The organism is Flavobacterium sp. (assembly GCF_039930565.1).
Lineage (GTDB): Bacteria > Bacteroidota > Bacteroidia > Flavobacteriales > Flavobacteriaceae > Flavobacterium.
This window is the reverse complement of the sequence record NZ_JBDTTP010000016.1, coordinates 1-12,677: the sequence shown is the minus strand read 5'-3', so window position 1 is coordinate 12,677 and position 12,677 is coordinate 1. Positions and strand designations below refer to the sequence as shown.

Below are 12,677 nucleotides of genomic sequence, written 5' to 3'. Positions count from 1 at the left end.
TGAATTCATAAAACTAACTCTTTTTATTTATTTTATAAAAATTATTTTTTCAACCAATTGTTTGTAAAAGTACAATCTCTGTATTCCCCAATTATTTTTATGTAGGTATCTTTAATTTTGGTATCAAACCATTTTCCAATAGTATTGAATTGCTTTTCTTTTAATGCTAATTCTTTGATCTTGGTGTAATCCTGAGCATAATCAGCCACATGAGAATCAATTCTGTTTGTTACAGTAATTAATTTATATGTTTTTTTGCCTTTATCATCTGTATTTAAAAGTGGCTGCGAAACTTCATTATCCTTTAAATTAGAAACCTGAGAATATAATGTCGGGTCCATTTTTGTCAATTCAAAACGTGTATCCTGAGTATTAGGATTCACCAAAGTTCCTCCGTTAGCGCGGGTTTGTTTTTCATCAGATTCAGTTCTGGCAGCATCAGCAAAAGAAATTTCCTTACTTTCTATCTTCTTTCTAATATTTATAATTCTGTCTTTGGCTTCTTTTAATGCATCTTCAGAAACTGTTGGAGAAATTAAAATATGGCGCAGTTCAACCTCTTGACCCTTAATTTTGTCTACCATTATAATATGATATCCAAAAGTAGTCTCAAATGGTTCAGAAACCTCACCTTCTGCAAGACTAAAAGCAACATCTTTAAACTCTTTCACAAATGGAGTTTTTCTTGTCATCTTGTAATATCCTCCATTAGGTGAAGATCCGGGATCCTGAGAATACAAAACTGCTTTCGTTGCAAAACTAGAACCTTCTAAAACGTCTTTTTTAATTGATTTTAACCTGTCGATTACTTTTTCCTTATCCGCAGCAGAAACCTTAGGCTCAACTACAATCTGAGCTACTTCCATCTCTGCACCAAATGTTGGGAGTTCATCTTTAGGTATTTTTTTAAAGAAATTCCGAACCTCTTCCGGCGTAATTTCAACACCGTCTACAATTTTTTTCTGCATTTCGGCAGATAATTTTTGCTCTTTCAAAATATCTGCAAAATAAGTTTTAAACTCTTCAACAGAACTTTTTTTATAAAATGCTACAATTTTATTTATATCTCCTCCCGCTTGCGGGAGCATGTAATTAAGCCTGTCATCCATGAGGCTTTTAACCTCTGCATCACTAACAATTATACTGTCCTGAATGGCTTGATGTGCATACAATTTATCCTCTAAAAGTTTACCTAACATCTGGCATCTTGTAATATCATTTACAGATCCGCCCTGAGCCGAAATTTCAACAAAACCTTTGTCTATATCTGAATCTAAAATAATATAGTCTCCAACATTAGCTATAATACCATCAATTTTTTTCTTATCAATTGAGACTTGAACCGGTTTTTCAACAACGGTATCTTTAATAACTTCCTGAGCTGAAATAATTGAGCTGAAAAAAAACAAAAAACACATTGTTAACATCACTTTGAAATCAATGGTTTTTAGCTGTATTTTTTTTAATAACATTATTTTAAATTTAATTTTAATGTGAAAGACTTGTTTATGAATCCAATAGATTTTACTCCTTCAAAAGTTAAAAAACTGAATTACATAATTATGCTTTTGACTTATAACGAACAAAAATAACAATTCAATTACATAATACAACTATCAGTAATACTATTAACAAAAAATTATAGGGATAATTTTAAAAACCTTCTAAAAACAAAAAGCAACGTGAAGAAATTTAATCATTCAGAAAAATAATTTTATGATTTATACCCTTTTTAACAATTTCATAAACATCTAATTTACAATTAAATAAATAAAGTTTTCAACACTATAACGTTTTCGTTGTATAACTATTTTTGCACAAAAAAAGGTCGAATGAAAAATTATTTACTTTAGATAAATATTGAATAAACCGTAAGGCTTTATTAGTAACAAACAGTCAAAACTATTCAATTAAACTTTATTATCTACCTTAAAACCACCGTAATTATGAAGAAACTAAATTTAAAAGTTTATTTTATTGGAGTATGTACCGTACTTTTTTATTCGTGCTCAGAAAATGAAACTGAGAAAACAAATACCAGAACTGAAAGTCAGCAATTTAAGATTATTAATGTTACAAATCATGATGGAAAACCTTTTAGCACAGGAATACAAGCCTCATCCCTGACAGGAAAGTACGTTGACAATCCCGGAGGAGGAGTCATGATGCAAGCTTTTTATTGGGATGTTCCTTCCGGTGGAAATTGGTGGAATACCATAAATGGCAAAATAACCGCCTGGTCGAATGCAGGAATCGGTTCAGTATGGCTGCCACCCGTTTCAAAAGCACAAAATGGGGCTTTTTCCATGGGATATGACCCCACCGATTATTTTGATTTTGGAGACTATAATCAAAACGGAACTACAGAAACCCGATTTGGATCTAAAACAGAATTAGTAAGTCTGATAACAAAAGCTCATACCGAAAACATGAAGGTGTATGCAGATATCGTTATCAATCATAACAGCGGAGGACAGTCAGAAGCAAATCCATTTACAGGAACCAATACCTGGACTAATTTTAATGGAATTGCTTCAGGAAAATTCAAACGTACCTACACTAATTTTTATAAAAATAGTTATGGTAATAATGATGAAGGTGCCTTTGGAGGGTTTCCGGATTTATGTCATGCTGATCCTTATGTAAAAGACTGGTTATGGATGAGAGCTGATGGAGTTGGCAAATATTACAAAAATACCATGAAATTTGATGGCTGGAGATTTGACTACGTAAAGGGTTTTGGCCCTTGGGTAGTAAATGCATGGAATGCGAATGTTGGCGGGTTTTCTGTTGGAGAATACTGGGATGCCAATGTAAACACACTGGAATGGTGGGCTAACAATGCCAATAGTTCTGTGTTTGATTTTGCCTGTTATTATAAAATGAATGATGCCTTTGATGGTAATAATCTCGCCATATTAAATGACGATATGATGTGGAAAAGAAATCCATACAAAGCCGTGACTTTTGTAAGCAATCACGATACTGATGAAATCTCAAATAAATTATTAGCGTATTCGTATATTCTAACACATGAAGGATATCCAACCATTTTCTATAGGGATTATGAAGAATGGCTGGATAAAAATAAACTAAACAATCTTATATGGATACACAATAATAAGGCAACTGGCACAACATCCATTTTATATTCTGACAATGATGAATATGTAGCCCGAAGAAACGGATACAATGGAAACCCCGGATTAGTTGTTTATATTAATAACTCCTCTGCATGGCAGGAAAGATGGGTTCAAACCAACTGGGCAAATACTCAAATCAAGGACTTTACCGGAAATTCAACCTGGTATCCAACCACTCAGGCAGATAAATGGGTAAAAATTCAATGTCCGCCCAAAGGATATTCAGTTTGGTCTGTCAATCAATAATATATTTAAAATGATAATTTAAGGCTGTTTCAAAAAACAGCCTTATTTTTTTTCGCGGGTTTACTTTAAACTCAGGACTTCTAAATTAAGAAGTGAATATTTTTATTAAGCCGTAATTAATAGTACTTTTGCATCCTATTTATACAAAATATGAGCTTTTTAAAAGAAATACAACGCAGACGAACTTTTGGAATTATCTCGCATCCCGATGCCGGTAAAACTACATTGACAGAAAAATTATTACTTTTTGGAGGGGCCATTCAGGAAGCAGGTGCTGTAAAAAACAATAAAATTAAAAAAGGAGCAACAAGTGATTTCATGGAAATTGAACGCCAGAGAGGTATTTCGGTTTCTACTTCTGTTCTTGCTTTTAATTATAATGACATAAAAATAAATATTCTTGATACTCCCGGCCACAAGGATTTCGCCGAAGATACTTTTAGGACTTTAACTGCAGTTGATAGTGTTATTGTTGTAATTGACGTTGCTAAAGGGGTTGAGGAACAGACTGAAAAATTGGTCGCAGTTTGCAGAATGAGAAATATCCCAATGATTGTATTCATCAATAAATTAGACCGTGAAGGTAAAGATGCTTTTGACTTGATGGATGAAGTGGAACAAAAACTGGGACTAACCGTTACACCTTTGAGTTTTCCTATCGGAATGGGTTATGACTTTCAGGGAATTTATAATTTATGGGAACAGAATATCAATCTTTTTAGTGGGGACAGCCGTAAAAATATTGAGGAAACTATTGCTTTCTCAGATGTTCAAAATCCTGAATTAGAAAAAATTATTGGTCAAAAGCCTGCTGACAGATTACGTGAAGAATTAGAATTAATCGATGAAGTGTATCCAAAATTCGACCGTCAGGATTATCTGGATGGTAAATTGCAGCCGGTGTTTTTTGGTTCAGCATTGAATAACTTTGGGGTCCGTGAACTATTAGATTGTTTTGTTTCTATTGCACCATCTCCAAGAGCAAAAGATTCTGAAACCCGTTTAGTTGATCCAACAGAAGAGAAAATGTCAGGTTTTGTATTTAAAATCCATGCTAATATGGATCCAAAACACAGAGACCGTTTGGCTTTTATCAAAATTGTTTCGGGTACTTTTGAAAGAAACAAACCTTATTATCATGTTCGCCAGAAGAAAAATTTAAAATTTTCAAGTCCGAATGCTTTTTTTGCTGAGAAAAAGGAAATCGTTGATATTTCCTATCCGGGAGATATTGTTGGGTTACACGATACCGGCAATTTTAAGATTGGTGACACTTTAACAGAAGGAGAACTAATGAGTTTTAAAGGAATTCCGAGCTTCTCACCAGAACATTTTAGATATATCAATAACGCTGATCCAATGAAAGCAAAACAATTGGATAAGGGAATTGATCAGTTAATGGATGAAGGTGTTGCTCAGTTATTCACTCTGGAAATGAATAACCGTAAAATCATCGGAACTGTTGGAGCATTGCAATATGAAGTTATTCAATACCGATTGGAACATGAATATGGAGCAAAATGTACGTACGAAAATTTCCCTGTTCATAAAGCCTGTTGGGTAAAGCCGAATGATCCTAAGAGCGATGAATTTAAAGAGTTTAGAAGAATCAAACAAAAATTCCTTGCTCACGACAAATATGGCCAGCTGGTGTTTTTAGCTGATTCAGATTTTACTATTCAGATGACACAAAGTAAATATCCAAATGTAAAATTATTTTTCACTTCGGAATTCGAATAAACTATAAAAATCAAAAAGCGCCAATTTTGCAATTGGCGCTTTTTTAATAGAATTAAATTAACTTTTGGAATTAATTTTCTTATTTTATGTTGGTCAAATATAGACTACAAATTTAGATACTTAAAATATATTCGTTAAAAACGAATTATATCGGATTAAGTGTACAATAACGACAAACATTTAGGTTTTTAGTTGATTGATTATAAAAAAGCTCCATTTCTGGAGCTTTTTAAAATTCTTATGTTCTTAATTCTTAATCAACTTCACAGTTTTTGACTGATTCTTTTCATTAGTAACTTTTAATAAGTAAACTCCATTTGGAGTACTTCCTAAATCTAACGTATTCGTACCTGAATTTATTTTTTGGCTTTGAATAATTTTTCCTAATATATCGAATATAACTACAGTACCGATTGAGTCACTATCGATAAAAAATGCACTTCTTGAAGGATTAGGATATACTTTTAAACTCGAACTAAAATCCAAATCATGATCACCAACACTTAATGTTGTACAAGTATTACCCGTTTGAATAATAGAACCGCCAATGAAATTAGAAGAGTTTTCAGATAAATCGAAATTAACAAAGGTACCGTCATTTCCATTTCCGCTTGAATCTGTTAAGGTTGTAACTGCTGAATTGTCAGCACCTTCAAATCCCTGATTGAATTTATAATATGCTACTAAACCTGGTTGAGGACCTGCGAATTCGCAGTTCATTTTTTCCTGAATTTCAGCTTGAGTTAAAACCTTATTCCAGATTCGAACATCATCTATCGTACCATTAAACAAATTTTGTCCCGGATCAAATGCTCCAATTCTGACCGCAGTTCCTGTAAAAGCAGGTACATTAGCCGCAGCACCAACTACATCACCATTTTTATATAGCGTTAAAGTACCATTTGCATCATAAGTTACTGCAACATGATACCATGTATTTGTACTTAATTGTGTAGGATCTTTTAGATTTTCATAAGCACCATTATGTCCTGTAGACAATTTACCACCAGGTATATAAATAGCATGTCTACCATTCTGATCATCTCCAGAAATAATATTATTTACAGCTGAAAAATCCCTTACATTAATCCAGGCTTCTTTCGTGTAGATAGCTGGCATATTAAAAGGTAAATCTATATATCCTCCATTGAAATTTAATGTAGCACCTTGAATAATATTTACCTTTACTTGAGTACGCGTACTTTCACAAGATAGAGTTTGTGATACATAATATAAACCTGTTGATAAGGTCGTTGACTCGTCTAATACAGTACCTCCAAAAATAGTTGTATACCATTTCAAATCTGTTCCAACAGCTTGTAAATCTGAAACTTTAGCATTTGAATTAAAATTTTGTGATGCATTTGCTACTGGTGGATCAACGACAGTCGGACAATAGGTAAGCGCAGGAGTTACTTGATCAATTGTACTGCTAGATGCTCTAAAGATATATATAACTGAAGCATCAATTAGCACATTTGGCTTTATGCAAAATTCATGCTCTGTAAAACTACTATTTTTTCTTGGCAAACTAAATGGAGTATTTTGGTCTGTACTTTTGAACAAGCCTGCAACAAATGAAGAGGGATTACCAGACGTAATTTGCTGGGTAGTATTAGTACCATCTAGAACTGAAGAACTTACAAAATCAAATGGAGATCCTGAAACTGTAATACTTTTCCATGTCTGACCATTATTAACTGAAAATTCAATAGTAGCATCTACAGCTATTGTAGAACCAAGAAATTGGTCATTATTAGGGTCTGTACCACTATTATCTTCAATAGCTATTCTAATTCTTATTGGGTCTAAGGTATTAATTTGTATAGGAGTATTTGTTGCTGCCTTCCATGTAGCATTAGTTTCAGTTCCATTATCATTTCTCCAACGGTAGGCTGTTATTCTGGTAAATGCATTAGCAAAAAAGAAATTGGCAAGCAATAATGTAAAAAGTAATATTTTTTTCATATTTGTAAATTGTGTTAAAAAATTAATTAAAAAATTGGATTAAATTCGTGGTATTTTTCTGTTTTGTATGGTTTTGAGTTTTAAGGTTAATAAATATATTAGAATGAATATGATATGTAACACAGGAAAAAATAAAGGATATTTTGTAAATAAGGAAATATTATTATTTGGCTGAATAGTTCCATATACTAATGTTCCAATCGTATCTTTTTTTTGTGAGATAATTGATCCGTTACTGTCAATGATGGCATTAATACCACAATTATTGGCAACACTAATGTCTTTTCGATTTTCTACTGCCTGAAGGCGGGCATAATAAAAATGAAGATCTGATATATAATTATCTTTAAACCAGCCATCATTGCTGAAATTGAACAAAAAATTAGCACCGCGTCTTACTTGCTCTGCGCCAGAATTCTCAACTACAACTTCATTACAGATCAAATTTCCAGCCTTACCAAAACGGGTTGTAACAGGCAGCTGATTTTTTCCCTTTGATAAAACAAAACCATCCTGACTTAAAAAAGGAACCAGAAACTTCCCTAATGGTTCTTCAATACCTTTAAGCAATATTTGTTTGTTGTAAATTCCGTTTACCTTATTTTGATTGCTGATATAAAAAACCGAGTTATATAATTTTTTATCTTTACTGTTTTCATTGTTAATTCCAATAACATGAGTAAGGTCATGATTACTGCTTATTCTAATTATTTGTTTTAATAAGTCATCATCAGGAGAATACGTCCACGGAAGTGCAGTTTCAGGCCAGATAATAAAATCAGGTTTTAGTGCAGCAGCATCCTTGCACAATTGAAAATAGTTGTTGGCAAAAGTGTTTCCGTTTTCACTATTCCATTTGGATTCCGGATTTGTATTATCTGAAACTACCGCTACTTTAAATGATTTTCCAACCGGAGTTGGCTTGAAAGTATAAAAGCTTACAGCTCCTATTATGAACATAAACGCAAGTACGGAAAAACCATACAACAAATACAGTTTCTTTTTTTGAATATAAAACTCAGCTACAAAAAGGTTGATTAAAACAGTAAAAAAAGTCAATAATGACAAACCTCCTATACTGGTTAATTGGATAGAATAAATGTTAGTTACAAAAGGAAAACCAATTCTGAAATAGTGTAATGGAAACGATTCTAATAAAGATGCTAAAAGAAACTCTATAATTGTCCAGAGACCAGCAATACAGAGCCTGTTTAAAATTAATAACCAATTTGATCTTGCACTAGAAAGCCAAATCCATTTTGTAAGCCACGAAAGAAAAGCAAAATAAAACCCAAGAAAAAGACTGCTTATTATCCAAAGTAAAACTCCATAAAAAAAACCATTTCCTGTATAATGACTAACACCTTTTATCATCCAGAAAAACATACCTAATCCTATTCCCAGACCATACATAAAACCAATACTTAGTGACTTTTTTTTATTATTATCATTTACAAATACAAATAGAGGAACAATACTTATACATATTAAAAAAATCCAAAGATGCGTATTGGCATAATTAAAAATTAATCCGAAAGTCAATGATATCAGTCCTGTTTTTAAGTTTTTTCCCATTGATAATTATGAACTTACTATTGATTGCATTGTTAAAATGTAGCTATGATTAAAATCAATTAATTGAATACTATTTAGATTCAATATTTATTCAAAGATGAATAAATAGAAAGTTTTATCATATAAGGGGAAACCCCTGAATTTTTAAAATTTTCGATTAAAAACTTCATAAAAAAAAGCACTAAATAAATTAGTGCTTTTTAAATTGAATCAAACTTGCATTTATTTCAAAATTAATTTTCTTATTTTATGTTGATCAAAAGTATAGCAAAGTTCAGCACTTATAAAACATAATCGTTAAAGATGCATTAAATCGGACTAAGGGCCTGCAAAAAAATAACCCGTAATCTTTTTTGTATAAAAAAAGCTCCATTACTGGAGCTTTAAAATTTATGCTTGTCCAGCCGGACCAAAATTAAGTGGAATTGGTGCTTGTTCAGTTTCTTTGATTTCGCCATGAGCTGCTTCAAATCTATGAATATTTTCTCCAATTGCTCTCAATAATCTTTTAGCATGTTGTGGTGTCAGGACAATTCTTGACTTCACCTTGGCTTTTGGAGTACCCGGCATAATGTTTACAAAATCTAAAACAAATTCAGATGATGAGTGGTTGATAATCGCAAGATTGGAATAAATTCCTTCTGCAATGGTTTCGTCCAGTTCAATATTAATTTGTTCTTGTTGTTTCGGATTACTCATAATTTAATATTTTTTTTCAATTTCCCCCTTCCTAAGAAGAGGGAATTGATAAGAATTAATAAATATACTCTTCTTTATTAGCCATCATTTCATTGTAATCATCTTTAGAACCTACAATAGTATGATCGTATTCTCTCATACCAGTTCCTGCAGGAATTCTGTGTCCAACAATTACATTTTCTTTCAATCCTTCAAGATCATCAACTTTACCTGCTACTGCAGCTTCGTTAAGTACTTTTGTAGTTTCCTGGAATGAAGCAGCAGAAATGAATGATTTAGTTTGTAACGAAGCTCTTGTAATACCTTGTAAAACTGGCGTTGCAGTTGCAGTAATTACGTCTCTGGCTACAACCAGATTTTTATCATTTCGTTTAAGCAATGAGTTTTCATCACGTAAATCACGAGGTGTAATAATCTGACCTGGTTTCAATACAGCAGAATCTCCAGCATCTTCAACTACTTTCATACCATATAATTTATCGTTTTGAACGATGAAATCTTTAGTGTGAATTAATTGATCTTCTAAGAATAATGTATCTCCCGGATCCTGAACTCTTACTTTACGCATCATTTGACGAATAACTACCTCAAAGTGCTTGTCATTGATTTTTACCCCTTGCAAACGGTATACTTCCTGAATTTCATTTACCAAATACTGTTGAACAGCGGCTGGTCCCTGAATTCTTAAAATATCATCCGGAGTAATTGCACCATCAGACAATGGAACACCCGCTCTTACAAAGTCATTTTCCTGAACAAGGATTTGGCTTGATAATTTAACCAGGTATTTTCTGATGTCACCAAATTTAGACTCAATAACAATCTCACGGTTTCCTCTTTTGATTTTTCCAAAAGAAACAACACCATCGATTTCAGAAACTACAGCTGGATTCGAAGGATTACGAGCTTCTAACAGCTCTGTAATTCTTGGTAAACCTCCCGTAATATCACCAGATTTAGAAGAACGACGTGGAATTTTAACCAATACTTTACCTGCTTTAATTTTCTCACCGTTCTCAACCATTAAGTGAGCTCCTACTGGTAAGTTATACGAACGAATCAATTCACCTTCTTTACCATAAACTAATAAAGTTGGAATTAATTTCTTATTTCTGGCCTCAGAAATTACTTTTTCCTGGAAACCTGTCTGCTCATCAATTTCAACCATGAATGATTGTCCTTGTTCTAAATCTTCGTAAGCAATCTTACCTGTAAATTCAGAAACAATTACACCATTATATGGATCCCATTTACAAATTACTGTTCCTTTAGTAACGACATCACCATCATTCACAAAAATGCTGGATCCGTAAGGAATATTATGTGTATTTAAGACAATTCCAGTTTTCTCGTCAACTAATTTTAATTCAGTTGAACGCGATACTACAATATCAGTAGCATTACCTTCACTATCCTCACCTTTAACCGTTTTTAAATCTTCAATCTCAAGTCTACCGTTGAATCTTGTAACAATACTGGACTCTTCAGAAATACCTCCTGCAACCCCTCCAACGTGGAAAGTTCGAAGTGTTAACTGTGTACCTGGTTCACCAATAGACTGAGCTGCAATAACTCCGACAGCTTCACCTCTTTGTGTCATTTTTCCGGTAGCTAAGTTTCTACCGTAACATTTAGCACAAATACCTTTTGTAGCTTCACAAGTTAATGGAGATCTAACTTCTACTTTTTCAATTGGAGAAGCTTCAATAGTTCTCATAATTGCTTCAGTAATTTGTTGACCTGATTGAACTAATACTTCATTAGTAAGTGGGTTTATAAGATCTTGTAACGCAACACGTCCTAAAATTCTTTCCCCTAATGATTCAACGATTTCTTCATTTTTCTTCAATGCTGAAACTTCAACACCTCTTAAGGTTCCACAATCTTCGATGTTAACAATAACATCTTGCGAAACGTCATGAAGTCTTCTTGTCAAGTATCCGGCATCGGCAGTTTTAAGAGCCGTATCCGCAAGTCCTTTACGGGCACCGTGAGTAGAAATAAAGTACTCAAGGATCGAAAGACCTTCCTTAAAGTTAGAAAGAATTGGGTTTTCGATAATCTCACCACCACCGGCAGTAGATTTTTTAGGCTTAGCCATCAAACCACGCATACCAGTTAACTGACGAATTTGTTCCTTAGAACCCCTCGCTCCTGAGTCAAGCATCATATACACAGAGTTGAAACCTTGTTGGTCTTCTCTAATATTTTTCATTGCTAACTCAGTTAATTGAGCATTTGCCGAAGTCCATACGTCAATAACCTGGTTGTAACGTTCGTTATTGGTAATAAGACCCATGTTATAATTCACAGAAATACCTTCAACTTGCTCTCTGGCATCTGCAATTAATTGTGTTTTTTGTTCTGGAATTCTAATATCACCTAAAGAGAATGATAAACCTCCTCTAAATGCGAATTTATACCCCATATCTTTCATATTATCCAAGAAAGCTGCTGTAGTAGGTACATTAGTCACACTTAAAATGTGTCCAATAATATCTCTAAGGTTTTTCTTAGTCAATACATCATTGATATATCCGGCTGCTTCAGGTACTACTTCATTAAATAATACACGTCCTGCAGTAGTTTGAATGATTTTGTATACTAGTTCTCCAGCTTCATTAAAATCTTTTGCTCTAATTTTCACACGGGCATTCAATTCTAATCTTCCTTCGTTTAATGCAATATTTACTTCTTCTGCAGAATAGAAAGTCAAATCCTGACCTAAAATTTTATGTTCAGGAGTAGAGATACGCTCTTTGGTCATGTAGTATAGACCCAACACCATATCCTGAGAAGGTACAGTAATTGGAGCACCATTTGCGGGGTTAAGAATATTATGAGAAGCCAACATTAACAATTGTGCCTCTAAAATAGCCTCTGGTCCTAATGGCAAGTGAACTGCCATCTGATCCCCATCAAAATCGGCGTTGAAAGCCGTACATACTAATGGGTGCAATTGAATCGCTTTTCCTTCAATTAATTTTGGCTGGAAAGCCTGAATACCAAGTCTGTGTAATGTAGGAGCACGGTTAAGCAATACTGGGTGTCCTTTAATTACATTTTCAAGAATATCCCAAACTACTGGCTCTTTTTTGTCTATAATTTTCTTAGCAGATTTTACTGTTTTAACAATACCTCTTTCAATCAATTTACGAATTACGAAAGGTTTGTATAATTCAGCTGCCATATCTTTTGGCAATCCGCATTCGAATAATTTTAGTTCAGGACCAACAACAATTACCGAACGGGCAGAATAATCCACACGTTTTCCAAGTAAGTTTTGACGGAAACGTCCTTGCTTAC

The 12,677-nt window shown here is 33.4% G+C and carries 7 protein-coding genes; 2 read left to right on the top strand and 5 right to left on the bottom strand.

Annotated features, from left to right (window positions below; genetic code table 11):
- Positions 1 to 41 precede the first annotated feature (41 nt).
- Positions 42 to 1,472 (bottom strand): peptidylprolyl isomerase, encoded by a 1,431-nt coding sequence (locus ABI657_RS06215; RefSeq protein WP_348096376.1) that lies wholly within the window; start codon positions 1,470 to 1,472, stop codon positions 42 to 44.
- Positions 1,473 to 1,946: 474 nt separating this feature from the next.
- On the opposite strand from ABI657_RS06215, the gene ABI657_RS06210 reads away from it, so the two are divergent.
- Both ABI657_RS06210 and ABI657_RS06205 read left to right on the top strand, forming a co-directional pair.
- A complete protein-coding gene (locus ABI657_RS06210) occupies positions 1,947 to 3,389 on the top strand; it encodes an alpha-amylase (protein ID WP_348096375.1) in 1,443 nt (480 codons plus the stop codon).
- Between the two features lie 150 nt (positions 3,390 to 3,539).
- Entirely contained in the window at positions 3,540 to 5,129 is a 1,590-nt protein-coding gene (locus tag ABI657_RS06205; RefSeq protein WP_348096374.1) for a peptide chain release factor 3, read from the top strand.
- A gap of 246 nt (positions 5,130 to 5,375) precedes the next feature.
- On the opposite strand, the gene ABI657_RS06200 is transcribed toward ABI657_RS06205, so the two are convergent.
- The 4 genes from ABI657_RS06200 to rpoC all read right to left on the bottom strand — a co-directional run.
- Positions 5,376 to 7,097: a LamG-like jellyroll fold domain-containing protein gene (locus ABI657_RS06200; RefSeq protein ID WP_348096373.1), complete on the bottom strand. Its 1,722-nt coding sequence runs from the start codon at positions 7,095 to 7,097 to the stop codon at positions 5,376 to 5,378.
- Between the two features lie 39 nt (positions 7,098 to 7,136).
- Positions 7,137 to 8,672: an apolipoprotein N-acyltransferase gene (lnt, locus tag ABI657_RS06195; RefSeq protein WP_348096372.1), complete on the bottom strand. Its 1,536-nt coding sequence runs from the start codon at positions 8,670 to 8,672 to the stop codon at positions 7,137 to 7,139.
- A gap of 390 nt (positions 8,673 to 9,062) precedes the next feature.
- Positions 9,063 to 9,371: a DUF3467 domain-containing protein gene (locus ABI657_RS06190; protein ID WP_025572408.1), complete on the bottom strand. Its 309-nt coding sequence runs from the start codon at positions 9,369 to 9,371 to the stop codon at positions 9,063 to 9,065.
- Positions 9,372 to 9,426: 55 nt separating this feature from the next.
- Positions 9,427 to 12,677 (bottom strand): DNA-directed RNA polymerase subunit beta' (gene rpoC / locus ABI657_RS06185; RefSeq protein ID WP_348096371.1); only part of this gene is annotated, 3,251 nt, incomplete at its 5' end.

What these genes read in the sequence shown, in the direction of transcription:
- ABI657_RS06210 (WP_348096375.1), top strand. Translation starts at nt 1,947, where the DNA reads ATGAAGAAACTAAATTTAAAAGTTTATTTTATTGGAGTATGTACCGTA.
- ABI657_RS06215 (WP_348096376.1), bottom strand. Translation starts at nt 1,472, where the DNA reads ATGTTATTAAAAAAAATACAGCTAAAAACCATTGATTTCAAAGTGATG.
- lnt (WP_348096372.1), bottom strand. Translation starts at nt 8,672, where the DNA reads ATGGGAAAAAACTTAAAAACAGGACTGATATCATTGACTTTCGGATTA.
- ABI657_RS06205 (WP_348096374.1), top strand. Translation starts at nt 3,540, where the DNA reads ATGAGCTTTTTAAAAGAAATACAACGCAGACGAACTTTTGGAATTATC.
- ABI657_RS06200 (WP_348096373.1), bottom strand. Translation starts at nt 7,097, where the DNA reads ATGAAAAAAATATTACTTTTTACATTATTGCTTGCCAATTTCTTTTTT.
- ABI657_RS06190 (WP_025572408.1), bottom strand. Translation starts at nt 9,371, where the DNA reads ATGAGTAATCCGAAACAACAAGAACAAATTAATATTGAACTGGACGAA.